General features: G+C 43.5%; 24 protein-coding genes. 11 read left to right on the top strand and 13 right to left on the bottom strand.

Features of this window, described 5'->3' with window-relative positions:
- Positions 1–22: 22 nt before the first annotated feature.
- Together K5609_RS04150 and ruvX are read left to right on the top strand one after the other, a co-directional pair.
- Complete coding sequence (locus K5609_RS04150) at positions 23–586, top strand: YqgE/AlgH family protein (protein WP_016400859.1); 564 nt, start codon at positions 23–25, stop codon at positions 584–586.
- The gene (gene ruvX, locus K5609_RS04145) at positions 586–1,014 is read left to right on the top strand and encodes a Holliday junction resolvase RuvX (RefSeq protein ID WP_221076078.1); all 429 of its coding nucleotides are present in this window, start codon (positions 586–588) and stop codon (positions 1,012–1,014) included. Before K5609_RS04150 ends, ruvX begins: the two co-directional genes overlap by 1 nt.
- A 75-nt stretch (positions 1,015–1,089) precedes the next feature.
- On the opposite strand, the gene K5609_RS04140 is transcribed toward ruvX, so the two are convergent.
- Positions 1,090–2,499 carry an alanine/glycine:cation symporter family protein gene (locus K5609_RS04140; RefSeq protein WP_221076077.1) on the bottom strand — a complete coding sequence of 470 codons (1,410 nt, stop codon included), beginning with the start codon at positions 2,497–2,499 and terminating at the stop codon, positions 1,090–1,092.
- 307 nt (positions 2,500–2,806) lie between these two features.
- On the opposite strand from K5609_RS04140, the gene K5609_RS04135 reads away from it, so the two are divergent.
- A complete protein-coding gene (locus K5609_RS04135) occupies positions 2,807–2,974 on the top strand; it encodes a DUF3545 family protein (RefSeq protein ID WP_016400856.1) in 168 nt (55 codons plus the stop codon).
- Positions 2,975–3,025: 51 nt separating this feature from the next.
- Here K5609_RS04135 and K5609_RS04130 read toward each other — a convergent pair whose 3' ends face one another.
- Positions 3,026–3,586, bottom strand: a complete 561-nt coding sequence (locus K5609_RS04130; RefSeq protein WP_221076076.1) for a hemerythrin domain-containing protein — start codon at positions 3,584–3,586, stop codon at positions 3,026–3,028.
- Between the two features lie 417 nt (positions 3,587–4,003).
- On the opposite strand from K5609_RS04130, the gene grcA reads away from it, so the two are divergent.
- Positions 4,004–4,396 (top strand): autonomous glycyl radical cofactor GrcA, encoded by a 393-nt coding sequence (gene grcA / locus K5609_RS04125; protein ID WP_419196680.1) that lies wholly within the window; start codon positions 4,004–4,006, stop codon positions 4,394–4,396.
- Between the two features lie 66 nt (positions 4,397–4,462).
- Here the strand turns inward: grcA and tesB are convergent, their stop codons facing one another.
- From tesB to thrA, 5 genes are all read right to left on the bottom strand, one after another.
- Positions 4,463–5,323, bottom strand: coding sequence for an acyl-CoA thioesterase II (gene tesB / locus K5609_RS04120; RefSeq protein WP_221076075.1), 861 nt, complete (start codon positions 5,321–5,323; stop codon positions 4,463–4,465).
- Positions 5,324–5,678: 355 nt separating this feature from the next.
- Positions 5,679–6,317: a hypothetical protein gene (locus K5609_RS04115; protein WP_221076074.1), complete on the bottom strand. Its 639-nt coding sequence runs from the start codon at positions 6,315–6,317 to the stop codon at positions 5,679–5,681.
- A gap of 73 nt (positions 6,318–6,390) precedes the next feature.
- Entirely contained in the window at positions 6,391–7,668 is a 1,278-nt protein-coding gene (thrC, locus tag K5609_RS04110) for a threonine synthase (protein WP_016400851.1), read from the bottom strand.
- Positions 7,665–8,630, bottom strand: coding sequence for a homoserine kinase (thrB, locus tag K5609_RS04105; protein WP_221076073.1), 966 nt, complete (start codon positions 8,628–8,630; stop codon positions 7,665–7,667). The genes thrC and thrB overlap by 4 nt, the downstream gene beginning before the upstream one ends.
- Before the next feature lies 1 nt (position 8,631).
- Entirely contained in the window at positions 8,632–11,103 is a 2,472-nt protein-coding gene (gene thrA / locus K5609_RS04100; RefSeq protein ID WP_221076072.1) for a bifunctional aspartate kinase/homoserine dehydrogenase I, read from the bottom strand.
- A gap of 540 nt (positions 11,104–11,643) precedes the next feature.
- On the opposite strand from thrA, the gene aceK reads away from it, so the two are divergent.
- Positions 11,644–13,350 (top strand): bifunctional isocitrate dehydrogenase kinase/phosphatase, encoded by a 1,707-nt coding sequence (gene aceK / locus K5609_RS04095; RefSeq protein ID WP_221076071.1) that lies wholly within the window; start codon positions 11,644–11,646, stop codon positions 13,348–13,350.
- Between the two features lie 134 nt (positions 13,351–13,484).
- A complete protein-coding gene (locus tag K5609_RS04090; protein ID WP_221076070.1) occupies positions 13,485–14,036 on the top strand; it encodes a hypothetical protein in 552 nt (183 codons plus the stop codon).
- On the opposite strand, the gene K5609_RS04085 is transcribed toward K5609_RS04090, so the two are convergent.
- Together K5609_RS04085 and K5609_RS21905 are read right to left on the bottom strand one after the other, a co-directional pair.
- Positions 14,033–14,530 carry a putative 4-hydroxy-4-methyl-2-oxoglutarate aldolase gene (locus K5609_RS04085; RefSeq protein WP_221076069.1) on the bottom strand — a complete coding sequence of 166 codons (498 nt, stop codon included), beginning with the start codon at positions 14,528–14,530 and terminating at the stop codon, positions 14,033–14,035. The two genes, K5609_RS04090 and K5609_RS04085, sit on opposite strands and share 4 nt — an antisense overlap.
- Entirely contained in the window at positions 14,481–14,948 is a 468-nt protein-coding gene (locus K5609_RS21905) for a DUF3293 domain-containing protein (protein ID WP_221076068.1), read from the bottom strand. The genes K5609_RS04085 and K5609_RS21905 overlap by 50 nt, the downstream gene beginning before the upstream one ends.
- A gap of 345 nt (positions 14,949–15,293) precedes the next feature.
- Here K5609_RS21905 and arcA point away from each other — a divergent pair, with 345 nt between their 5' ends.
- Together arcA and pykF are read left to right on the top strand one after the other, a co-directional pair.
- Entirely contained in the window at positions 15,294–16,004 is a 711-nt protein-coding gene (gene arcA, locus K5609_RS04075) for a two-component system response regulator ArcA (protein ID WP_221076067.1), read from the top strand.
- A gap of 250 nt (positions 16,005–16,254) precedes the next feature.
- Positions 16,255–17,667, top strand: a complete 1,413-nt coding sequence (pykF, locus tag K5609_RS04070) for a pyruvate kinase PykF (protein ID WP_221076066.1) — start codon at positions 16,255–16,257, stop codon at positions 17,665–17,667.
- 57 nt (positions 17,668–17,724) lie between these two features.
- Here the strand turns inward: pykF and K5609_RS04065 are convergent, their stop codons facing one another.
- Positions 17,725–18,318, bottom strand: a complete 594-nt coding sequence (locus K5609_RS04065) for a gamma-glutamylcyclotransferase family protein (protein WP_221076065.1) — start codon at positions 18,316–18,318, stop codon at positions 17,725–17,727.
- A 41-nt stretch (positions 18,319–18,359) separates the two neighbouring features.
- A complete protein-coding gene (locus K5609_RS04060) occupies positions 18,360–18,926 on the bottom strand; it encodes an SOS response-associated peptidase family protein (protein WP_221076064.1) in 567 nt (188 codons plus the stop codon).
- Positions 18,927–19,039: 113 nt separating this feature from the next.
- Here K5609_RS04060 and K5609_RS04055 point away from each other — a divergent pair, with 113 nt between their 5' ends.
- Entirely contained in the window at positions 19,040–19,495 is a 456-nt protein-coding gene (locus K5609_RS04055) for a methylglyoxal synthase (protein WP_221076063.1), read from the top strand.
- A gap of 1 nt (position 19,496) precedes the next feature.
- Here the strand turns inward: K5609_RS04055 and K5609_RS04050 are convergent, their stop codons facing one another.
- Together K5609_RS04050 and dusA are read right to left on the bottom strand one after the other, a co-directional pair.
- The gene (locus K5609_RS04050) at positions 19,497–20,135 is read right to left on the bottom strand and encodes a super-infection exclusion protein B (RefSeq protein WP_221076062.1); all 639 of its coding nucleotides are present in this window, start codon (positions 20,133–20,135) and stop codon (positions 19,497–19,499) included.
- A 115-nt stretch (positions 20,136–20,250) separates the two neighbouring features.
- Positions 20,251–21,231, bottom strand: coding sequence for a tRNA dihydrouridine(20/20a) synthase DusA (gene dusA, locus K5609_RS04045; RefSeq protein ID WP_221076061.1), 981 nt, complete (start codon positions 21,229–21,231; stop codon positions 20,251–20,253).
- A gap of 317 nt (positions 21,232–21,548) precedes the next feature.
- On the opposite strand from dusA, the gene K5609_RS04040 reads away from it, so the two are divergent.
- On the top strand, positions 21,549–22,658 hold the full coding sequence (locus K5609_RS04040; protein WP_221076060.1) for a site-specific integrase: 1,110 nt from the start codon (positions 21,549–21,551) through the stop codon (positions 22,656–22,658).
- Between the two features lie 124 nt (positions 22,659–22,782).
- Positions 22,783–23,853: a helicase RepA family protein gene (locus tag K5609_RS04035; protein WP_221076059.1), complete on the top strand. Its 1,071-nt coding sequence runs from the start codon at positions 22,783–22,785 to the stop codon at positions 23,851–23,853.
- Positions 23,854–23,930 lie beyond the last annotated feature (77 nt).

Below are 23,930 nucleotides of genomic sequence, written 5' to 3'. Positions count from 1 at the left end.
TAAAAGGGTTAATTTGGACGCAATGAACACTTTGCAGAATCAGTTTTTAATCGCCATGCCGAGCTTAGAAGACCCCTTCTTCAAACGCTCAGTAGTCTATATGTGTGAACATAATGAAGAAGGCGCAATGGGCCTGGTGATTAATGTACCGGTCGATTTATCGGTAGAATCGCTTCTGCAACAAATTGAACTGCAAGACCAAGTAGAAATGATCCGAGAAGATTTGGACCGCCCGGTTTATCAAGGCGGCCCTGTGTCGCAAGAGCGCGGTTTTGTGCTGCATTCACCGGTAAAAGGCTTTAGTAGCAGCTTAAAAGTAAGTGAAGAGCTAATGGTCACCACATCTAAGGATGTACTCGATACCTTAGGCACTGATTCCCAGCCCAGTGATTATATCGTCACCTTAGGTTATGCCAGCTGGGAAGCCGGACAGCTGGAGCAAGAGATTGCTGAAAACTCTTGGCTAACCTTACCGGCCAGTACCGACATTATTTTCTCAACCCCCATTCATAAACGTTGGGAAGCCGCGGCCAAAAGTTTGGGCATTGATATCTGGCAATTGTCTAACCAAGTAGGTCACGCTTAATGGCTAGATCAGGAGAGCGCTCAGCCCTTGCTTTTGACTTTGGAACCAAAAGTATTGGTGTTGCCATCGGTCAAGAGTTAACGGGCTCAGCTAAGCCGCTGGCCGCCATCAAAGCTCAAGATGGCATTCCAAATTGGCAAACCTTGGAGGAGCTGCTCAAGCTATGGCAGCCCGATCTACTGGTGATTGGTTTACCGCTTAATATGGACGGCACCGAGCAAGAACTCACCAACCGCGCCAAGAAGTTTGCCAACCGCCTTCATGGCCGTTTTGGCTACCCCATAGCGATGCAAGATGAGCGTTTAACCACAGTAGATGCCAAAGAAAAGCTATTTGAGTTAGGCGGTTATAAAGCCTTAGAAAAAGGGGCTGTAGATAGCCTAGCTGCCGCCTTAATTTTTGAAAGCTGGTGCACCGAACAGTACTAGTTATTCACCTAAATTAGTTAATAAAAAGCCTCGATATTATCGAGGCTTTTCTGCTTATTCGAAGAGCTAAGCCTGCTACTTGCTAGAGCCTGACCAGATATCTTTATCTATTTTCTGCTTTAATTCTGGGTACTCATCACTATCGAAACTCGGCACTTTGCCCGCATCTAATTGACGGTTGTAATCAGAGGCTAATTTCACCACCACACCCGAGAGCATTAATATAGCCACCAAGTTAACCAAGGCCATAAAGCCCATGGATACATCGGCTAAATTCCAAATAATGTCGATTTTGACCACTGCGCCTACCATTACCATTGATAGAACCAGCAAACGGAAGATCCACAAACCAGCTTTATGGTTGTGCTCTAAGAAAATCAGATTGGTCTCAGCGTAAGAGTAGTTGCCTACAATAGATGTGAAAGCAAAGAAAACAATCGCAATACCTACAAAGTAGCTACCCCAAGCCCCCACCTGGCCACTTAGAGCTTGCTGAGTTAAGGCAATGCCATCACCAGTAAGTTGTTCATTGTGGCTAAGTAAAATAATCGCTGCGGTAGCAGTACAAATCACCACTGTGTCGATAAACACCCCTAGCATTTGCACGTAGCCTTGAGACGCAGGATGCGGCGGATAAGGTGTTGCAGTGGCTGCGGCGTTAGGCGCGCTACCCATACCGGCCTCATTGGAGAATAAACCTCGTTTAATACCGTTCATCATGGCAGCACCTAATGCACCAGCCCCCGCCTCTTCAAATCCAAAGGCAGAGCGGAAGATAAGGCTAAATACTTCGGGCATTTGCTGAATATTCATCAACACCACAACCAAGGCCACCACCACATAGGCTAAGGCCATCACCGGCACCACTAGTTCGGCAAAACGGGCAATGCTGCGAATGCCGCCAAAAATAATCAGCGCCGCCGCTATCACTAATACCAAACCCACTAAGTATTTCTCAAAACCAAATGCTTCATGCAGAGCGGAAGCAATAGAGTTAGCCTGCACAGCATTAAATACCAAGCCAAACGCGATAATCAAACAGATGGCAAATACCACTCCCATCCATCGCTTTCCAAGGCCCTGCTCCATGTAATAGGAAGGGCCACCACGAAAATTACCATCGCTGTCTTTCACTTTATACAGCTGGGCCAAGCTGCTTTCAGCAAAGCTCGTTGCCATACCCAACAAGGCAATCAACCACATCCAGAATACTGCACCTGGCCCACCCAGGGTTACCGCAACCGCAACACCTGCTAAGTTACCAGTACCTACTCGCGCAGCAAGGCTGGTACATAAGGCTTGAAATGAAGAAATACCGCTGGCGTCACATTTGCGGCTAGACTTCATCACCGAAAACATATGGCCAAAATGGCGAAATTGAATAAATTTGGTTCTTACGGTGAACAACACACCTGTGCCCAGCAACAAATAGATGAGCAAATTTCCCCACAGCACATCGTTTAACCAGTTCACAATCTCATTCATGGTTCAGATTCACCTTACGTTTAATGTTGGTTAAAAACCTAAGCTAGGTTTGAACGAACGCGGATTCTAAGGAGCTGGGCGCGACTATGCTTTGATATATAACAAAAACAAGATAAAAACTCACAGCCATATAAATTAATGGCATAAAAATCTATTACTAGAATTCGCCGCTACAGATAAAGCTTAGAAAATTTTGCAAAAAAAGCCTAAAAAAGTGAGCCACCGTAACTATTTTGCAACATTAGTATTTTACTTTTTGTGCTCGTATGGTACTTATTAAATTGCAACAACATACAAGGAGATAACCATGGATAGGCTAGACTTGGATACTGTTGAAACCAGCAAATCTTCTCGCAGTTCAAACAAGAAACGTAAATGGCGAGAGATTGAGGCAATTAAAGATAAGATTCGTTTACAAAAAGAACTGCAGTCAATCGACCACAGTTTTGATCTTCAATCAGAGTACGAATACTAAACAAAAAAACCCGGCTTTGGCCGGGTTTTTTATTTGCTGAAAAAGTACTCTCTACTCTTCTTCTTCTTGAGGTTGAGACAGCTTAATTCGCTCAGATAAGGCTTTGTATTGCTCATGAACACGGTGACCAAACAATGGGTCTTCGTAGTTTCCGTGCTGCCAGCTTTGCTCAATTGCGCGCCAGTCATCCGCTGTTAGATGGCGTTTTAAGGCAGGGAAAACAACATCCTCTTCGTAATTAAGATGTTCCCACTGGGCATTAATAAAGGCTTCAAGCTTGTCGCTAAATTGATCCAGCGGAACCACTGCGTCAAGCAAGATGATATCTAAGATATCACTTAGCTCGTCGGTCATAGCCAACAAGTTTTGATGTTGCTTTTTAAGTTGATCGGATAAGTCATCCTCTACCACGCGATATTTCACATAGTAGTCATAAATGAGGTCTTCTTTTGGATGATGATAGCGATCTGCGTACTCTTGCATGTAGCTAATAATATGGGCGATCAACTTATATTTAACTGCTTTCTCATTGCGAATATGAGCCAACTTCTGCTCTAACACCTTCAGCAATTTAGCGATATTTTGATGATCTTGTTGAAGACTTTGTAACATTGCTTCTCCTTGGCTAACTAGCACTTTTCAAATCAGTATAAAGGACTCACCGTTGAACTATTATTGCGCTAGATCGTTTATTAGACAGATTTGCTTTTCGCTCAGTTCACACTTTTTAAGATAAACAGTCCAAAAAGCGTATTTGTACTGTTTGTTAACCACTAAGCCATAAAAAACAAATGCTTGTATAACACTTCGATGATGAACGCTTATTTCTTATTCAAGCACAGCTCAAGGCACTAACACAAGCAATCAAACACCCTCTTAACCTTAATCAACAAAGATAATAATAAAATTCAAAAAAAACCCTTTTTTGATTAAGGTCAATTGTAGTATAGTTACAGCAAGTGGCGATAATGATTCAATAAGTGGCTCAGGGATCGCTATATTATGTAATAAAATTACAATTTTTAGCTAATGAGGTATGTTATGACCACCGGTATTCAAATCACTAAAGCAGATAACAACGCACTATTAGGTTCTTTTTGGTTGCTAGACAACGAGCAAAACCAAGCTCGCTGCCTATGTGTTAAAGACGAGCTATACGCTGAAGATGAAGTTGTTGCTCTCGATAAACTAGGTCAAATCGAGTATCGCGAAGTACCAATGAAAGCTCAGCCAATCGAAGAAGGTGGCCAACACCTAAACGTTAACGTTCTTCGTCGTGAAACTCTAGAAGACGCGGTTAAGCACCCTGAGAAATACCCTCAGCTTACTATTCGTGTTTCAGGTTACGCAGTTCGCTTTAACTCGCTAACTACAGAGCAACAACAAGACGTAATTACTCGTACTTTTACTGAATCACTATAAGACTCAGTAACTAAAACGAAAAAAGCATGCCTAGGCATGCTTTTTTATTATCTAAACTCAATAGGCCTAGCTTCGCTCTCTAATTACACCTTCCTGGATGGTAGAAGCCACTAACTTGCCATCTCGAGTAAAGAACTGCCCTCTTACCAAGCCTCGGCCATTAGACGCTGCAGGGCTATCAACCACATACAATAACCATTCATCTAAACGGAAGTCATGGTGAAACCACATGCTGTGGTCAATAGTCGCTGTTTGCATCTGCGGCTCAATGAATGAGCGCCCATGAGGCTGCAAAGCCGTAGGTAAAAAGTTAAAGTCAGACGCGTAAGCCAGCAAATAACGGTGAATGCGCCCATCATCGGGCATTTGCCCATTGGCCTTAAACCATACACAACGCTTAGCCGCTAGCTTTTCTGGCTGTAAAGGGTTAACAAACTCTACCGGACGCATCTCTAAGGGTTTATCACAGATGAATTTGTCTCGAACCGCATCAGGCAACATATCACGCAATTGAAAAGCGTACTCTTGTTCTGATTGCAGCTCTTCTGGGGCAGCGACGTCTGGCATTTTATCTTGATGTTCAAAGCCTGAAGATGGCTGCTGAAAAGACGCCGTCATATAAAAAATGGGTTTACCGAATTGAATCGCTTTAACCCGGCGGGTGGATACGCTGCGGCCATCGCGAATGCTCTCAATATCGTAAACAATGCGATGATTAGGATCGCCCGGTCGTAAAAAGTAAGAGTGGAAAGAGTGAACTTGACGCTTTTCACTCACGGTTTCTTTAGCGGCAGACAAAGCCTGCCCCATTACTTGGCCGCCAAATACTGCACCAAAGCCTAAATCTTGGCTATGCCCGCGAAACAAGCCTTCTTCAATGCGCTCTAAGCTTAATAGCTCGAGCAAATCTTTTAACACTTTACTCATAGTTTTCGTATTTTGTTCTAGCAATCTTTGCAATATGCGTGAGTTCGCAGCAAAGATCAACTCGATAGCTAGGCGATATTTATTTGACTAACTAGGGTCTGTTGATCTTTGGTGTTGAAATTTTGTTCGAGATAAGCGGGCTTTAATCGCGGCGAGCACTTAGAAGCCTAGTGAGCTAAGTAAGAAGTGCTTAACAAAGAGTAAAGTTCGCTTATCCGAACCCTTCGGGCAGCATTTCTTAGCCATTTATTCAGCGTTAGCGAGTGATTATTAAGCCCACTTAACTGCACACTCACTGCCTTGCCTAAATGGCTAATTAATTGCTGCAAAAACCATCAGCAAAGATCTACAGACCCTAGTCACTAATCCGCAACGGTACTTGAGCTAGCTGAGCCAACTGGGTGGCTGATTGTACTAGCTGCTCAATGGCTTGCTCGATATCATTAACTTGTTGATGCTTACCAGTATTACGAGCCTCAACTAGCGCTTGGCTTAACTGCTCAGCCAGCAGGTCATAAGAAGCTTGAAAAGCCTCTGGGCAATCTTGAATCACTTGGCCAATCGCGGCTGTGTCGTGATACAAAAACTCTATGCCAGCAAAATCGTTGCTAGACCAACGCATCTGCGAATGCTGCATAATAGTAAAGTACAGCTCAAACCAGCTGTTATAACCCGCCCCCAGCTGATAATAATCGTCATCAAAGTGATGATAGAGAACATTAAAACTAGTTAGCTGATTCTGCGGCTGGGTGAATTGCCAATCCATAAAGTTATACGCTGGCTGCAAAGGCCCATTTGCAAGGCGCATTAAGCTATCCAGCTCGCCATGAATACAACGAAACATTAGACTAACTTCGCCAGAAATATCAACTAACTCCGCGTAACTCAATTGCTGCTCAGCACTTTGTTGGTAGTGCCAAGCATTGCTGGGTTCAGCGTTTGTAGCAGCGCTTATTAAACCACTCACTATGCCCATTATCAGGCTGGCTTTCATGCTTTCACCATTTCTTTTACAAACAAAAACAGCGCCATAAAGGGCGCTGTTTTACGTCGTTTAGCCAATCAGCTTAGATGCTCATTAATAAAGTACGCAGTTGAGCAAAATCAGCTGGCATTTCTTTAGATAACAAGTCTAAGTCTGCTCGGTCAGCTAGCGGTTTTGGTAGGTCAATTTCACGTTCTAGAATCTCTTCTACGCTTTCTTTAAACTTAGCTGGGTGAGCGGTACACAGGAATAAACCTTGTTCGCCATCGGCTAGTTGCTCTGTAAGTTGCTGGTAAGCAATCGCGCCATGCGGCTCACACACGTAACCTAAGTCATCTAAAGCTTTAACCGCTTCAGCAGTTTGCTCATCAGTCATGGCCCCTTTGCCTAAGTCACTTAGTGGCCAGCCTTTGGTTTTAAACAGCTCTTCAACACGTGGCCAGTTGTTTGGTTGGCTCACGTCCATCGCATTAGATAAGGTAGCTTGTGTTGGTTTAGGCTCCCAGTTACCTGACGCTAAGTAACGTGGCACCGTATCGTTTACGTTTGTGGCAGCAATAAAACGCTTAATCGGTAAGCCCATAGCTTTAGCAATTAAACCGGCGGTTAAGTTACCAAAGTTGCCTGAAGGCACTGCAACCACTAGTTGCTCACGTTGCGCTTTAGGTAACTGTGCAGCAGCTTCAAAGTAGTAACAAACCTGCGCCACCAAACGGCTAATATTGATGGAATTTGCCGAGTTTAAGCCAATAGCTTGTTTGAGCTCTTGGTCGTCAAAGGCTTGTTTAACCATGCTTTGACAAGCATCGAAGTCAGACTCTACCGCTACCGTAGTAATGTTGCCACCAAGGGTACAAAACAGCTTTTCTTGCAGTGGGCTAATCTTACCCTTCGGGTAGAGTACCACTACGTTAATGTTTTCCATGCCATAAAAAGCATGTGCCACAGCTGCGCCAGTATCACCCGAAGTAGCAGTTAAGATAGTGGTTTTATTACCATTAGAGAACTTGGCTAAACACTGGGCCATAAAGCGGCCGCCAAAATCTTTAAAGGCTAAGGTTGGGCCATGAAATAGCTCTAGCGCACTGATTTGCTCAGTCACCTTATTTAAAGGTGCAGTAAAAGTGAAAGCCTTGCTTACCATGTCAAATAGCTCAGCTTCAGACAACTCGTTGTCTAATAAAGCCGCGAGCAACTTTGCGCAACGGGCGTGAAAATCTAGTTCCAGCACCGCATCAATATCATCAAATGCAGGAATGCTATCGGGAAAGAATAAACCTTGCTGTTTACCCAAGCCTTGTTTTACTGCCTGAGTAAAGCTCACCTGCTCTTCGTTGTGTTTTAAGTTATATAAGTTCATAGCGACGTTCCTGTTACTCGTGTGCCTTGCTCATCAATTTTACAAACATGGCAAAATCCATCTTCGTTTTGAATAAAGTGTTGTTCTAACCAAGCTTTGGTTCGCTCAGCCTGTTCTAATACTGGGGTAACAATATAAACCGTTGGCCCAGAGCCTGAAATACCACTGGCTAATGCACCACTTTGCGCTGCATAGCTGCGTACTTCATCAAATCCTGGAATTAATTTCGCACGGTAAGGTTCAGCCACAATATTATCCTTTAATAAGGCTGCGGCTAACTCTGGCTGCTTACTATAACTGGCATGAACAAAACCTGCCAAATTACGGCCGAATTCTAAGGTGTCTTGGCGGCGATACTGCGCCGGCAAAATAGAGCGTGCTTGAGCGGTTGAAATATTAATGCCTGGGTAGGCAACAATCCAATACCAATCTTCAAAATGGGGAATAGCTTGGCTAGTCACCCCGGCTTCTTGCAACATTAGCTGCATGCCACCTAAATAACATGGCGCTACGTTATCGTAGTGCACGCTGCCGCTAATTTGGCCTTCTAACTCGCCCATCATAATTAGCATTTGCTCTTTATTAAATGGCGAATCAAGGTAGGCATTTAAACCCTCTAACGCAGCCACTACCGAACACGCACTAGACCCCAAACCACTGCCAATAGGCAGGTTCTTTTCTAGGGTCATCTTAACGCAGCCAAGTACCTTGCTATGATGCTCTGCATACTGCTTAACAAAGTAGTGGTAGCAATCATAAAGAATGTTCTGTTTAGGATCGGCTGGCAGTTTATGTGCGTAAGGGCCAACATTTTCGATGATCACATCATCGCCGCTGGCAGCTTCAACCAATACTCGGTCACCTAATAGCTGCCCATCAATTGGCGACAGCGCTGCACCTAAGCTGTCGAAACCTACACTTACATTGGCTGTAGAGGCTGGAGCATAAACAACAACACCCATATTACACCTCTTGGTTCCAGTTAAGCGTTCTTAATACGTCGGCAAATACGCCCGCTGCTGTTACTGCAGTACCCGCACCATAACCACGCAATACTAATGGAATTGGCTGGTAGTAACGGCTGTAGAAGGCTAATGCATTCTCACCGTCTTTCACGCGGTGTAATGGGTCATCTGCCGCAACGGCACTTAACGACACTTTGCAAACACCTTTATCGATGCTGCCTAAGTAACGCAGCACTTTGCCTTCGGCGGCCGCTTCATCCATAAGCTTAGCGAAATAAGCGTCGGCTTCAGGCAAGCGTTGCATAAAGGCTTCGGTATCTCCGCTTGAATCAAAATTTGGTGGCAAGGCCATATCAATTTGAATATCTTCAATGCTTAGTGGCATGCCTGCTTCACGCGCGAGTATTAGCAGCTTGCGCGCTACGTCCATACCCGATAAATCATCACGCGGGTCAGGTTCGGTAAAGCCATTCTCACGGGCGATTGTAGTGGCCTCAGAAAAGCTCATGCCTTCGTCTAACTTGCCAAAGATAAATGACAGAGAACCAGACAAAATACCGTTAAAGCGCTCTAATTTATCGCCCGCTTTTAGCAGGTTCTGTAGGTTTTCAATCACTGGCAAACCAGCACCTACGTTAGTGTCGTATAAGAACTTACGGCGCATTGCCATGGCCGTTTTACGTAGCTGCTGGTAGTACTCCATGCTCGAAGTGTTGGCTTTTTTGTTGGCCGTAACCACATGGAAGCCATTCGCTAAAAATTCTGCATATTTACCGGCAATATCATCGTTGCTGGTACAGTCTACGATCACAGGATTAATTAAGTGGCTTTGGTCTACCAATTTAGTGACATTGTCTAAAGTAAAGCCACCATTTTCTTCGGTTGCAGCCAGTTGCTCTTGCCAGTGCTCAAGATCCAAACCTTTTGAATCTAATAGCAACTTACGGCTGTTAGCTACGCCACATACACGAATACCGATTTGCTGTTCTTTTAAATGACTCTGCTGGGCATGAATCTGCTCTAACAAAGCGCCGCCAACACCACCTACGCCTATTAGGAATAAGTCGATAAAGTGCATGCTATTGAAGAAGTTCTGATGACAAGCGCGAATTGCTTCAGCTGCTTTGTCTTGCGACACAACCGCAGAAATTGAACGCTCAGACGAACCTTGAGCAATAGCAACAATGTTAATCGCCACTTCTGCCAGAGAGGTAAAGAAGCGGGCGGCAACGCCTTTACTGCGGCGCATGCTATCGCCCACCAAAGAAATAATCGCCAACTTATCAATGGCTTCAATGGGCTCTAATAGCTGGTTAGCTAACTCGAGTTCAAACTCTTCGTTTAGCGCAGCCAAGGCACGCGATGCATCAATACTGTGAATACAAAAACTTACGCTGTATTCGCAGCTAGATTGCGTAATAAGGGCAACCGATACCTTACTGCGCGAAATGCTCTCAAAGATCCGCCCGGCCATGCCAACCATGCCTTTCATGCCAGGGCCTGAAACCGTCAGCATGGTTAATTCAGACAAGCTTGATAATGCTTTAACTGGCAAGTCATCTTGTGCAGGGCTTTGCGCGCCAATTAAAGTGCCTTCACCTTGTGGGTTAAAGGTGTTCTTAATAAGGCAAGGAATATGGTATTGAGCAATTGGGGCAATGGTTTTGGGATGAAGTACTTTAGCACCAAAGTAGCTAAGCTCCATCGCTTCTGGATAACTTAAGCTGCGCAGCAAGCGAGCGTCTTCAACAATGCGAGGGTCACAGTTGTAAACACCATCTACATCGGTCCAAATCTCGCAACATTCCGCATCTAAACAAGCTGCCAAAACTGCTGCGCTGTAATCAGAACCGTTACGACCAAGTACTACAGTTTCACCTTGCTCGTTACCCGCAGTAAAACCAGGCATTAAGTAGATGAGATCCTCTTGAATCATAGCTTTGTTCAAACGCTGTTTAGAGGCTTGAATATCAACAACCGCCTCTAGGTAACCACCGGAAGTAGCCACTAATTTTTGCTGAGGAATGATGATTTCGGCGCTATGACCACGAACCGACAATAAGTGGTTCATAGTATGAATGCTAAGCTTTTCGCCAGTAGACAGTACTTTGGCTCGAATGTTGTCTGGGCACTGCTGTAATAGTGCTACGCCTTTCAATAATTGGCGAAGCTCGCCCAACTCTTGGTGAACCATTAACTGCATTTGCTCTATGGCAAAGCCAGCGTACTTCTCTTTTAGTTTTGACAATAGCTCTTGGAAGGTAGCGTCAATGCGGGTCAAATAGCTTTCGCCATCGTTACCGTGACTAACTTTATCTACTACAGCAACCAAATCATTGGTTACCCCAGCAGGGGCAGACAATACTACTGCCATTTGAGATTGATGCTGATTGCTTAACACAATGTCTGCTGCACGATTAAAGCGCTCAGCGTTAGCTAAGGATGATCCACCAAATTTTAAGACTCGCATTATTCCTCCCAAAAAAAAACCCGTATCGTGGTTGATACGGGCTTTCTTAGATGTAGTAAGTTGCTACAACCAGCCCGACCCGCATGTGGTTGTGCGGGTAATAGTTCCGGTGGTTGTGTAGGCAAAACGTACTAGCATCTTAATAAAAAAACTAAATCCAATTTATGGCCATACCTTAACCAGCTGAGGTGGATAGTCAAGCTTTATTTATCTAAGCCAAATGCATAAAAGTGCGCTTTTAGCCTTGTTTATGCTTTAAAGGACCATTTATTTAATAATTGGCTTGCTAAACCAAGTTGCTTAGAGAGAGCAATAATGCCTTCAAGCCAAAGGATTTTTAATGCTAATTAAAACCATTAAGGCACTCTCCATAAAACAAGCTAAGCAGCTTTTATTAAGCCCTTAAGCCGTTCGAGCTAAGCACCAGATAGAACGCTAAGAAGCAAACACTCATCCCCCAACACAACTTAGCAACAAAAATTTGAACAGGTGTTTAAATCCTGCCATAGTGAATAAAAAAACAACAATAAGAAACAGCCTATGACGCAATTAATGGAAAACCAAGCCGCCCACGCTATGCTGCAGCGCTTCAATAGCTTTTATCAATGCTTTTTAGAAGTGACTCGCGGTGCTCAAAAACGCTTTGAAGAAGCCGACTGGATGTCGGTGCAACTTGCTTCACGCGAACGTATTCGCCTCTATGACCACCACGTCACCGAAGCACGAGCGGCGATTAAACAGCTCACCGGCCACCTACAACGTAGCGATGCCTTTTGCGCGGCAGTAAAGGCGCATTACTCAGAGTTGCTCAAACAGCATGATAATTTTGAAGTTGCCGAGTCGTTTTTCAATTCTGTTTATCAACGTTTATTCCATCATCGCTATATAGAAGAAAGCCAACTCTTCATTCGCCCCAGCCGATGCAGTAAGTTATTTGATTACCAGCTGCTTACCCATACTTATCAAAACACCAGCTTAGATACCCTGTTAAAGCAGCTATTCGAAGACTATCGCTTTAATATTGAATACGAAGATTTAGCTCGCGACATAGGGTTTATTAAGCAGCGCTTGACGGAACTTCCGCAGCTGGCTCAGCAACAGTTGCACAAAATAACTATGTTGCAACCGGTGTTTTACCGAAACAAAGCCGCTTACCTTATTGGCCAATACACAAGTGAAGACCTTAGTTTTCCAATAGTGTTTCCCTTGCTTAATCAGCAAGGCAAAGTGGCAGTAGATAGTGTGCTTATTGATAGCGACGAAGTGAGTATTATTTTTGGCTTTGCGCGCTCTTATTTCATGGTAGACGCCCCAGCCCCGCGTCGGATAGTTAACTTTCTTAAGCAACTGCTGCCCAATAAAACTGACTACGAGCTATTTACCGCCATTGGCTGTCAAAAACATGGTAAAACCGAATTGTATCGCCACTACCTCAACCACTTACACAATTCTAGTGATCAGTTTGAACTGGCACCTGGCATCAAAGGCATGGTGATGAGTGTATTTACCCTGCCTTCTTACGATGTGGTATTTAAAATCATTAAAGATGAATTTACCCCACCAAAAGACGTAAGCCACGCCATTGTGAAAGAGAAATATCGACTGGTAAAACAGCACGACAGAGTGGGTCGTATGGCCGATACCCAAGAATTTTCTAACGTGGAGTTTCCCTTAGCGCGCTTCAGCCAAAGCTTATTGGATGAGCTTCAAGCGGTTGCGCCTTCGGTACTACATATCGAAGGGGATTCAATCACCATCAAGCACCTGTACACAGAACGAAAAATGATCCCGCTTAATATGTATTTGGATCAAGCTGATGAAGCACAAACTCGACAAGTTATTGATGAGTACGGCAACGCCATTAAACAGCTGGCTGCTGCCAATATTTTCCCCGGAGATATGTTATTTAAGAACTTTGGGGTCACCCGTCATGGTCGTGTCGTATTTTACGACTATGATGAAATCTCTTACATGACGGAATGTAATTTTAGAGAGTTTCCAAAATCTCAATATCCTGAAGATCAATGGGCGGTACAACCCTGTTACTCAGTGGGACCGAACGATATTTTCCCTGAGGAATTTGCCACCTTTTTATTAGGAAAACCCATTGTAAAACAGGTTTTTAAAGAGTTACATGCGGAGCTTTTTCAAGCCAGTTTTTGGCAGGAACTGCAGCAAAACATTAAGAATGGCCAGTTTGAAGACGTATATCCATACCGAAGACGCCGCCGTTTTATTAACCGCTAGACGATTGTGCTAGAAAAATTGGCTTTAAAATCATTTATTAGGCTTTCTACAAATTTTTGAAGATCTGCAATGATCTTAAAGCGATGATCAACCATACTACTGTTACTAAGAAAAATAATAACAAGGAGACGGCAGTGGCTAAGTTACTATTCCAGCATTCGATTGCTGCTGTGCTTGTTATTGTCAGCAGTTCTTTAGCGGCTGCTGAAGTAGAAAGTGAAATGAGCTTAAGCTACGGCGATGGAGAACATGTTCAAGTTTCTTCACGTAGCCAAGTTAAAAATTGGTACATCACTGGTTACAACAACAGCCAGTTTGTAAGCACTGGTGAATCCAACGATGTTGATTCGTGGTTTTTCAACGGGGGTTATCAACACAAGCTTCGCAACGAATTGTCATTATTCGTAGAAGCTGGGGTTAACAACCAATACGACGACATCGCTACACGCAAAGGCTTTAACCTTTCAACCGGGCTTAACTACCAACCCTTAAAAAGCTTATCTATTCAAAGTAAATTAGTGCAAGTTCACCAGCCCAAGTACGACAATACTGAGCACAGTTTAGAACTATCTAGCACCTACCACTTACTGAAGAACATTGATGTTAAAGCTGTTTATCAAGTTGAGGCCCAACAAGATAAAGAGACGCAACAGCAAGTACAGTTTGGTTTGGGTTACCGCTTTTAAGCAAAGCCTTCTGGCAGCAGCAAGGCTTGCTCACTCACTAAAATCCCATTTTCATCAGCGTATAAATACATTCCTGGCTGGATTGTTTGCCCAGCAACACTAAGCTCAAGCCCAGTTTCTCCTGCACCTTTTCGCTCTGTTTTCATCGGGCAAGCCGCCAAGGCTCTAACACCAAGCTCCATGGTATTAATGGCTGAAACATCTCTAATCGCACCATAAATCACCACACCTGACCAACCTTGTAAATAAGCAGAATCTGCAATGATATCGCCCATTAAGGCTCTTTGGGTACTTCCTCCACCATCAACAACCAATACCCTTCCCTCTCCTGGGCTAGCCAATAGTTCTTTTACTCGGCTGTTATCTTGCCAACACTTAACGGTTTCCACTTGGCCGTAAAACAGCTTTTTGGCTCCATACACTTGGAAAACTGGTTCGAGCAATTTAACTCGCGCTGGATATAGGTCGCACAGTTCCGGTAGTAGATCTTGCATAGTGATAGTCCTCTATCATCTTGTTGTAAGCCCAAGGGTTGTTAAACCAGCGGGGCGATATTTCTCCGAGGCTAGAATGGGCGCTCCCTATACGCTTAGTGTCATAAAGGTAGCACTCGTTATCTAACCAATAAAAGGCCTTTTGTCTGAAAGCCTTTGCAATATGTTGAGCATCATTTAACGAGCAGTCAACAATTGCACTATATTCGTAATGATTTAGATCCCTTGAACCCGCAAATACCCAAAAGTGACGAAACTGATGACGCTGCAAAAATGAAATAAAATGACAGTCTAGCCAGTGATTAAATCGTCGAGTTCGCGTCACACCATCAGGATTACTGGCGGTGATAACAGCAAGTTCTTGATATTTATAGTCGGTATTTGCCAAAAAAATGGTGTTTTGATACAAATTAAACATGTAGTTTATTTTCAGTATTGATTAGTAAAATTCGCTTTATTCGCAATTTTCGATTGATTTGAATCAAAAGCACCGCAGAAAACGTAAGCTTTTTTCAGACTCAAGTTGTTATATCACTGTTAAGCCCATAGAATATGTTTATTGCTTGTAACGAACAATGCATATGGAAGGTCTCGTACGCTGATTTATCACGCGTTTTAGACAAACTATTTGTCTATTTTTTTGCCATTCAACGAGTTTTAACACAAACTCAACATGGAAGAATAAGTAGCCATTGCCTCACCTTTCTATATAGCGCTACCTGTTCACAAGCCAACTTTATTCTAAACAGCATTGGGGAAGACCATGACACCAAATATTTTAATTGTCGAGGACGAACTGGTCACTCGTAATACGCTAAAAAGCACTTTTGAAGCTGAAGGTTACAATGTGTTTGAAGCGATTGACGGCAATGAAATGAACAGCGTATTAGAAGCGCATTCTGTTCACTTAATTATCATGGATATTAACCTTCCTGGTAAGAATGGTCTGTTACTTGCGCGTGAATTACGCGACCGTGAGCAAATTGCGTTAATGTTCTTAACTGGACGTGACAACGAAGTGGATAAGATCCTTGGCTTGGAAATTGGTGCCGATGACTACATCACCAAACCATTTAATCCTCGTGAACTCACCATTCGTGCTCGCAACCTGCTTAACCGAACTGTAAATGGTCAAGTAGCTAGCGAAGAAAAAGGCACGGTTGAAGAATATCGCTTCAACGGTTGGACCTTAGACATTAATAGTCGCTCATTGGTAAGTCCAAACCAAGAGACTTACAAACTACCACGTAGTGAGTTTCGCGCCATGTTGCACTTTGTTGAGAACCCAGGACAAATTCAAACCCGCGCTGACTTATTAAAGAAAATGACTGGCCGCGAGCTTAAGCCACACGATCGTACAGTTGATGTGACTATTCGTCGCATCAGAAAACACTTTGAATCGATCCCTGAAACACCAGAAATTATCGCCACCATCCACGGTGAAGGTTATCGTTTCTGTGGTGAAATTGAATAAGCGATAAATTCGCATCAAAACCTCGCAGTTTGGCGAGGTTTTTTTATACTTGCTAGATGCTCAAATAATGAGCAAAACAGCAAGCTTTTACAAAATTGAACAATTAACAAGCCACATTTGTGAATTATAAATCGACATTATTTTGATCGACATTCGGATTTGTAGTTATTTTTCTACATATCCTTTTGTGATCAATCTTGTATAATGTGCGCAGATTTTTTACTAGCATCCTTAACGGAGAGTCACTTCAATGAAGAAAACCAAAATAGTTTGTACCATTGGTCCAAAAACTGAATCGGTAGAAATGCTAACTAAGTTAGTTGAGTCAGGCATGAACGTAATGCGTCTTAACTTTTCTCACGGCGACTTTGCTGAGCACGGCACTCGCATCGACAACCTACGTGAAGTTGTTAAGAACACTGGCAAATCTGCTGCTGTTTTGTTGGATACCAAAGGTCCAGAAATCCGCACTATTAAACTAGCTGGCGGCGAAGACGTTAGCCTAGTAGCTGGTCAAGAGTTCACTTTCACCACAGACCAAACAGTAATCGGCGATGCAACTCGCGTAGCGGTAACTTACTCTGGTTTTGCTGCTGACTTGAAAGTAGGCAACATCATCCTAGTAGATGACGGCCTAATCGAAATGGAAGTTATCGCAGTATCTGATGACGAAGTTAAGTGTACTGTTCTTAACAACGGTGACTTAGGCGAAAACAAAGGTGTTAACCTTCCTGGTGTTATCGTTCAGCTTCCTGCTCTTTCTGCTAAAGATAAAGGCGACTTAATCTTTGGTTGTGAGCAAGGTGTTGATTTCATCGCTGCATCTTTCATTCGTAAGAAAGAAGACGTATTAGAAATTCGTCAACTTCTTAAAGAGAATGGCGGCGAGAAGATCCAAATCATCTCTAAAATCGAAAACCAAGAAGGTGTAGATAACTTCGACGAAATTCTAGAAGTATCTGACGGCATCATGGTTGCTCGTGGTGACTTAGGTGTTGAAATCCCAGTTGAAGAAGTAATCTTCGCTCAGAAGATGATGATTGAGAAGTGTAACCGTGCACGTAAATTGGTTATCACTGCAACTCAAATGCTTGATTCAATGATCAAAAACCCACGTCCAACTCGTGCAGAAGCAGGCGACGTTGCTAACGCAATCCTAGACGGTACCGATGCAGTAATGCTTTCTGGTGAGTCTGCTAAAGGTAAATACCCAGTAGAAGCTGTATCTATCATGGCAACTATCTGTGGTCGTACTGACGCAGTAATGCCTTCTAACTTAGATCCAGCACGTGACAGCGGTAAACTACGCATCACTGAAGCGGTATGTAAAGGCGCTGTAGAAACTTCAGAGAAGCTAAGTGCTCCTCTTATTGTTGTTGCTACTGAAGGTGGTAAGTCTGCGAAATCTGTTCGTAAATACTTCCCACAAGCTAACATCTTAGCAATTACTACTAATACTAAGACTGCTGCTCAACTTTGCTTAACTAAAGGTGTTATTCCTCACGTTGTTGCAAGCATTGAAAGCACTGACTCTTTCTACGCGCTTGGTAAAGACTTAGCGATGGAATCAGGTCTTGCTAACAAAGGCGACATCGTTGTTATGGTATCTGGTGCTCTAGTACCTTCTGGTACTACTAACACTTCTTCTGTACACGTACTGTAAACTACGTTTATCGAAGCTAAAAAGGCGCCTTAGGCGCCTTTTTTTATGCCCAAATTCTTAGCTCTGATCTACTGGCTTGTAATCAGACAAATGCGCCATATCATTTAATATCGAATCAATTTGCTCTAAGGCTAGAGCATCCATGTTAATAGCCCTTGGGTAAATAGGCTGATGACGGTCATCCAACCAGTGGCTTACCCAATAATTGGTTGAAAGCAAAAACTCACGAGCGTATTGCTCATTTACCGCCAAACACCCGCGCAAGCACACATCTAAATAAGACTGCAGAATGGGGCTATTGCTCTGCGGATGCCAATACTCTTTAGCCACATATGTATAAATTCTAACTGCAGGTTGTGGCAGAGCATCTAACAAATCAAGCTGTGATTCATCGAGCAATACTCGGTCGTAATCTTCTTCGCGTTTATCTAGCTCAGGCAAGAAGCTTTCATCAAAGGGAATCAATACCCCATTCACACTGGCCTTGTTATCTGGGGTAATAACCACGGCCGAGCGATCTTCTGCACTTTTTAAACCACTCCAATAACGCTGATAACCATGTAAGCGCGCAGCGTAAGCATGTTCACCAGGAAAGGTACGTTGTCTGCAATCTGCATCAATTAAACTGCCATAACCAAAAATGTAAATCATCAATCACTCCTAGAAATCTGACGCGATAAAAATACTTGTCACTAAAATATACCTAGCTGTGGGCTATTGCTCGACACATGATAATGAAACTGCTCCGCCTTATAGTCACAATGCTGACCACTGAGCCAGCTCAAGCCTTGTTTAAGCTCAAACAACAAGGGCATGCGGTGATGATATTGCTGTAAATCATTGGCTGCAGTTTGAGTAAGTACCACTAAGTGTTGCTGAGCTTCATTAGTTTGCAGGTATAAACCTCCCAGCAACAACAGATTTTGATGCTCAAGGCTGAATTCAAAACGCTCTTGATTACGCCATTCGTGCCAAGCCTTTACCGGCAGTAAACAACGCTGCGTTTTCCAAGCGTTCTTAAACATTGGTTTATCCGCGGCGGTTTCTGCTCGAGCATTGATAATAAGCTGGGAATGCTGAGAGTGTTTTACACCCCAAATAAATGGCTTACAACGTAGGCTTTCCTGCTCGATAATCAAAGCGGGAAGTGACTCACTGGGGCGATATTGTCTGGTTTCGCCAAAATCTAGAAATAACGAATCTACACCTATGGCTTGTCGTATTTCATATTCACCACCAATCATTACGCTACCGCACACGTTTTTGTTATCCCACCTTGATTATCTGCTGGCTGTTGCTAGCTAATAGTAAGTACAAACAGTAACATAATCTGCAGTAAACGCTTTCAAACTAATCGTATTTAAGAGGTAACATGGATACAACTACCCGCACCATGAACGTTCGTAAACGTATTGCATTAGTAGCCCACGACCATAAGAAAACGGCACTAATTAACTGGGCGAAACACCATCGCGAAGATTTAGTTAAACATCAACTATTTGGTACCGGCACTACCGGAACACTATTATCAAAGCAGGGTTTTGAAGTAGAAGCCTTATTAAGCGGTCCAATGGGTGGCGACCAACAGTTAGGAGCAATGATTGCGGAAGGTAAAATAGACTTAATGATCTTCTTCTGGGATCCACTTGATGCGGTTCCGCATGACCCTGATGTAAAAGCACTACTGCGCTTGGCGGCGGTATGGAATATACCTATGGCCACCAACCAAGCGACGGCTGAATTTATCTTAGCCAGCCGCCACTTTAATCAGGAGTTCTCGGTAGATGTACCCGATTACGCGGGTTATCTAAAACAGCGAACTAGTTAAGCTACGCTGCTGTTTGACTTTCAGTTTCACCAGCACGGATCCGAAATAGTTTCCCAGAGTGAGTACGATTTGCTTTGTAATCTGGCTGTAAAAAGCGAGGACGAATTGATTTCAAATGTTCAATTTGCTCCTCGTTTAACTTACCAACCGGTAAACCCAAGGCTTTGTAACTGAGTAATGGCCGAGCCGCTAAATTGATCATCATATCCACATTGCTTCGTTGCTCATGAACATGTTGCTCATTCATTGGCTTTAACACACCATTTTCCATTAAGTTAGCTACGGCAGGTTCTTTTAAAGGCAGGCTTAATACGCTGCGGCGAGTAATAATAAACTCGCGTAAAATAGCGCGCTCAGAATGATCCAAACACGAGATCATCGAAGCGAGTCGTTGCAATTCTCGACGATGATGAACTGCGCCCGTGATACTGGTCAACAACAACAACAAGCCACGGCTAAGAAAATAAGCCAAACCCGCGACACAACTAATGGTCAATACCATACTCAGTTGGGCGTTTAAGCCTGCTTCTGGTAACCACTGCTTGGGAATAAGCAGTAGCATTCCACTGGCGGTAAGCACCCACGCCATAAAAATGTCTAATATGCCCCAGCGGGCGATTAAACGTCCTAAAAATTCCATTGTTTTGCACTCCTGACAAAAAGCTGACTCTTCGCAGGTAGTGATAGCAAGGGCTGTGCCAGATAATAATAAGGCCGCATAAAGCGGCCTTAACTAAATGAAGGAAGTAACAATACTAGGCTTGTTGATGCTCTGGAACTAGCTCCATTGCTGCTTGCATCACCTCAATGCCAGCGCCGTTCTTATGGGCATTCTCACTTAAGTGCCTACGCCAAGCACGGGCTCCCACGCAACCTTGAAACAAGCCCAGCATGTGGCGGCTAATATGTTGTAAACGGCCGCCTTGAGCTAAATGGTTTTCAATGTATGGCAGCATTAGCTCAGCCACTTGATGGCGGCTTAAGGTTTGCTGCGGATCGTCAAAGATCCGTTGATCCACCTCTGCCAGTAAGTAAGGGTTTTGATAAACCTCGCGACCTAACATAACGCCATCAAGATGCTTTAGGTGCTCCTGCACTTGTTCCAAGCTAGCAATTCCGCCATTTACGCTAATGGTGAGCTGCGGATAATCGGCTTTCACTTGATAAGCCCTTGGGTAGTCTAGCGGAGGAATATCGCGATTCTGCTTTGGGCTAAGACCAGACAACCAAGCTTTACGCGCATGAATAATAAAGGTTTCGCAGCCAGCTTCAGCAACAGGATCGATAAAGTCCTTTAGAAACTGATAGCTATCTTGCTCATCGATACCAATCCGCGTTTTAACCGTCACGGGGATCTTAACTTGTTGCTGCATTTTGCTAATACATTCAGCCACCAGCTCTGGCTCTGCCATCAAACAAGCGCCAAAACGACCATTTTGAACTCTATCAGATGGACAGCCTACATTTAGGTTTACTTCGTCATAACCCAAATCTTCAGCGCGTTTGGCGCATTCAGCTAATTCCAGCGGATTAGAGCCCCCTAATTGCAAAGCAAGTGGGTGCTCTTGCTCAGAGAAGCCTAAATAGTCGCCTTTGCCATGTAAGATAGCGCCTGTAGTCACCATTTCTGTATAAAGCAGAATGTTCTTGCTCATCAAACGGTGAAAGTAACGACAGTGTCGGTCAGTCCAATCGAGCATGGGGGCAACGGAAAAACGAGAAGATGGGTATTTCATTGGTAAACCTAGTATTATCAATGCCTTACCCATACCGACATTTCGGCTTATTTGTGGGTATTCTGGCTGATTTTGTCAAATTTCGACATTCATTTGCCCCCTAAGGGGCAAAATTAGGGGGCAAATCCCCCCTAAAAAATGGGCGATAGATTATACAAGGAAAGATCTCTCACACCAACCTTCGGAGAACATTCCGTAAACAACAAATTAATTTCAACTTTTTACTATTGGTTGGATTGTTTGTGTCGAATGTTCTTACCTCATAGCATGAGTTTACGCTCATGCGTTATTTTGGTAGAGCTGGAGGTACAGCAGTAATGGCATCAATTGAAATCACGCAAGTTAAGAACAAGAAAGGTATTCGCTTTAAGGCACGTGTAAAAAACACGAAAAAAGGTGTTGTAGAAAAGAGTGAAGGTCGTACTTTTGATACTCGAGCACAGGCCGCTAGTTGGGCGAAGAAAAAGAAGGCTGAATTTGAATACCTGCAAGACAACCCGCAAAGTATCGAACAAGAGCAACAAAAACTTGAACATGCCACCATCTCGACTCTTATCTATGAGTACCTCAACGATCCCATCAACCTAAGAAAATATGAAGGTAGTGACAAATACTACGTTCTACAGCGCCTAGCTATTTCTGACTTAGGAACGATTTCTGCACATAAGATCACTGCTAAGGATCTTGAGCAACACTGCAAGCAAAGAATCAATTCCCCTACGTCACCCAGCCCAGCAACGGTAATGACAGATGTTATTTACTTAAAAACAGTAATGGATGTTGCTGAAGATGAATTTGGCATTAAGGCTAATACTGACTACCATGACAAAGCGTATAAGAAGCTAGTAGACAAAGGGTTAATCGGTAGAAGTAAAGGGCGTACCCGTCGACCTACTAGCATTGAGCTTGATCGAATTATGGGTGAGCTTAAGAAAAGAGAGGTGCGTCGTGCTGCACACATCCCCTACAGTTCAATTGTCCCATTCTCTATCCTTTCTTGCTTACGCATTGGTGAGTTGTGTGATGTTAAGCTTTCAGACTACGATGCTGATAAAAAGACACTGGTGGTGCGAGATAGAAAACACCCAACGAAGAAAATCGGCAATGATATGGCACTCCCACTTTGTGATGAGATGGTAAAGATTATCGAATCTCAACCTAAAAGCGATGATGGCAGAATCTTCCCTTACAACTCTAGATCTGTAACGGCTGGGTGGCAGCGAGTAAGAAACAAGTTAGGGATAACAGACCTAAGCTACCGGGACCTCAGAGCCGAGGGAGCATCTCGCCTGCTCGAAAAAGGGTTGGACATGGCTATTGTCGCAAAGATCACCGGACACAAAGACTTCCGAATCCTTCAAGAACACTACAACCGAATCCAAGCCTCAGATATTAGTAAGATGCTAAATGAAATAAGACAATCTTAGCATCCAAATTGAAGCGAGCTATCTAGCTCGCTTTTTTATAATAAAAATTTGCAACGCTCATTCAAAAGATCTAATCAATAGAGACTGCACATTAAGAGTGCGGAAATAAACTAAAATTAGAACTATGAAACAAGGCGCAAATTTAAATAAAAAAGTTACAAATTCAGAACAACAAAACACATTGGAGCAGTACGGAGACTTTATGTTTTCCCGCGGTTCCACAGGCTATGACTACCAAGCACAATGGTTGATCAAGGACTACTTCCCTACGTTATCCTTTGGTGTAATCTACGGAGCAAGTGGCACATTAAAATCCTTTCAAGCAATCGATATTGCGTGTTCTATTGCAACAGATAAATCATGGTGTGATAGAAATGTAGAGCAAGGTGCTGTGGTGTATGTCGCCGCCGAAGGACAAATTGGTATATCCAAGAGAATTAAAGCGTGGGAACTGACGAACGGGCTTAAAGCTGACAAGGTTTTCGTACTGGGTAATCACTTGTTGCTAGCGGAAGAAACAACCCAGGAGCAAATGATAACGGCTATACAACAGCTTGAAGAGCGTGAAAACGTCAAAGTGCAATTAATTATCCTCGATACGCTAGCACGCTGCTTTAGCGGTGATGAAAATTCATCTCGTGATATGGGGGCCTTCATCTCTGGCTGCGATAAAGTAAAAGCGGCTACCAGCACAAGTATCATGTGTGTGCACCATACAGGAAAAGATGCCAGTAAAGGTGCTAGAGGAAGTAGTGTGTTACGAGCTGCTTGTGACTATGAGTTTCACGTCAAACGCAGTGGACAATCAAAGTTACTTACCTTCAGCAACACTAAGCAAAAAGATGGAACTGAAATGCCCTGTATGGAGTTTGAAATGGAAACTGTTGACCTAGGTATTGTTTGCGACAGTCATAGACCCATAACCTCGTTAGCAAGAACAAAAGAAGCTGTAACTAAAACAGTCACAGTGAAGCCTAAGAACGACCCTATTTTAGAAGTACTGAATAGGGACTTCGCAGGTAAAGCCACAAGGGAACAGTTACGCTCAATGCTGTATCCAACGGGTAAGATGACCGATGCTCAGAGAAAAAGCTTTAGTCGTTCGATTAAAACGCTTATTGAAAACAGACTCGTCTCCTTGGAGCAGTCTTCAGGCAAAGCTTCAAACACTGACGTGATAACCGTCGTGCATTAAACCGTGACATGTGACACACCTTATAGGTGTGTCACATGGTCACAGTAAATGCACTATTCAAACCTTCAATCGCTTTT

This window comes from Agarivorans aestuarii (assembly GCF_019670125.1).
Lineage (GTDB): Bacteria > Pseudomonadota > Gammaproteobacteria > Enterobacterales > Celerinatantimonadaceae > Agarivorans > Agarivorans aestuarii.
Note: the sequence above shows the minus strand (reverse complement) of the source record. Positions and strands in the feature narration are given on the sequence as shown.

What these genes read in the sequence shown, in the direction of transcription:
- pykF (WP_221076066.1), top strand. Translation starts at nt 16,255, where the DNA reads ATGAAGAAAACCAAAATAGTTTGTACCATTGGTCCAAAAACTGAATCG.
- K5609_RS04135 (WP_016400856.1), top strand. Translation starts at nt 2,807, where the DNA reads ATGGATAGGCTAGACTTGGATACTGTTGAAACCAGCAAATCTTCTCGC.
- dusA (WP_221076061.1), bottom strand. Translation starts at nt 21,231, where the DNA reads ATGAAATACCCATCTTCTCGTTTTTCCGTTGCCCCCATGCTCGATTGG.
- arcA (WP_221076067.1), top strand. Translation starts at nt 15,294, where the DNA reads ATGACACCAAATATTTTAATTGTCGAGGACGAACTGGTCACTCGTAAT.
- K5609_RS04040 (WP_221076060.1), top strand. Translation starts at nt 21,549, where the DNA reads ATGGCATCAATTGAAATCACGCAAGTTAAGAACAAGAAAGGTATTCGC.
- K5609_RS04035 (WP_221076059.1), top strand. Translation starts at nt 22,783, where the DNA reads ATGAAACAAGGCGCAAATTTAAATAAAAAAGTTACAAATTCAGAACAA.
- aceK (WP_221076071.1), top strand. Translation starts at nt 11,644, where the DNA reads ATGACGCAATTAATGGAAAACCAAGCCGCCCACGCTATGCTGCAGCGC.
- tesB (WP_221076075.1), bottom strand. Translation starts at nt 5,323, where the DNA reads ATGAGTAAAGTGTTAAAAGATTTGCTCGAGCTATTAAGCTTAGAGCGC.
- K5609_RS04130 (WP_221076076.1), bottom strand. Translation starts at nt 3,586, where the DNA reads ATGTTACAAAGTCTTCAACAAGATCATCAAAATATCGCTAAATTGCTG.
- K5609_RS04055 (WP_221076063.1), top strand. Translation starts at nt 19,040, where the DNA reads ATGGATACAACTACCCGCACCATGAACGTTCGTAAACGTATTGCATTA.
- K5609_RS21905 (WP_221076068.1), bottom strand. Translation starts at nt 14,948, where the DNA reads ATGTTTAATTTGTATCAAAACACCATTTTTTTGGCAAATACCGACTAT.
- K5609_RS04115 (WP_221076074.1), bottom strand. Translation starts at nt 6,317, where the DNA reads ATGAAAGCCAGCCTGATAATGGGCATAGTGAGTGGTTTAATAAGCGCT.
- thrC (WP_016400851.1), bottom strand. Translation starts at nt 7,668, where the DNA reads ATGAACTTATATAACTTAAAACACAACGAAGAGCAGGTGAGCTTTACT.
- K5609_RS04050 (WP_221076062.1), bottom strand. Translation starts at nt 20,135, where the DNA reads ATGGAATTTTTAGGACGTTTAATCGCCCGCTGGGGCATATTAGACATT.
- grcA (WP_419196680.1), top strand. Translation starts at nt 4,004, where the DNA reads ATGAGGTATGTTATGACCACCGGTATTCAAATCACTAAAGCAGATAAC.
- K5609_RS04085 (WP_221076069.1), bottom strand. Translation starts at nt 14,530, where the DNA reads ATGCAAGATCTACTACCGGAACTGTGCGACCTATATCCAGCGCGAGTT.
- thrA (WP_221076072.1), bottom strand. Translation starts at nt 11,103, where the DNA reads ATGCGAGTCTTAAAATTTGGTGGATCATCCTTAGCTAACGCTGAGCGC.
- ruvX (WP_221076078.1), top strand. Translation starts at nt 586, where the DNA reads ATGGCTAGATCAGGAGAGCGCTCAGCCCTTGCTTTTGACTTTGGAACC.
- K5609_RS04065 (WP_221076065.1), bottom strand. Translation starts at nt 18,318, where the DNA reads ATGATTTACATTTTTGGTTATGGCAGTTTAATTGATGCAGATTGCAGA.
- thrB (WP_221076073.1), bottom strand. Translation starts at nt 8,630, where the DNA reads ATGGGTGTTGTTGTTTATGCTCCAGCCTCTACAGCCAATGTAAGTGTA.
- K5609_RS04150 (WP_016400859.1), top strand. Translation starts at nt 23, where the DNA reads ATGAACACTTTGCAGAATCAGTTTTTAATCGCCATGCCGAGCTTAGAA.
- K5609_RS04140 (WP_221076077.1), bottom strand. Translation starts at nt 2,499, where the DNA reads ATGAATGAGATTGTGAACTGGTTAAACGATGTGCTGTGGGGAAATTTG.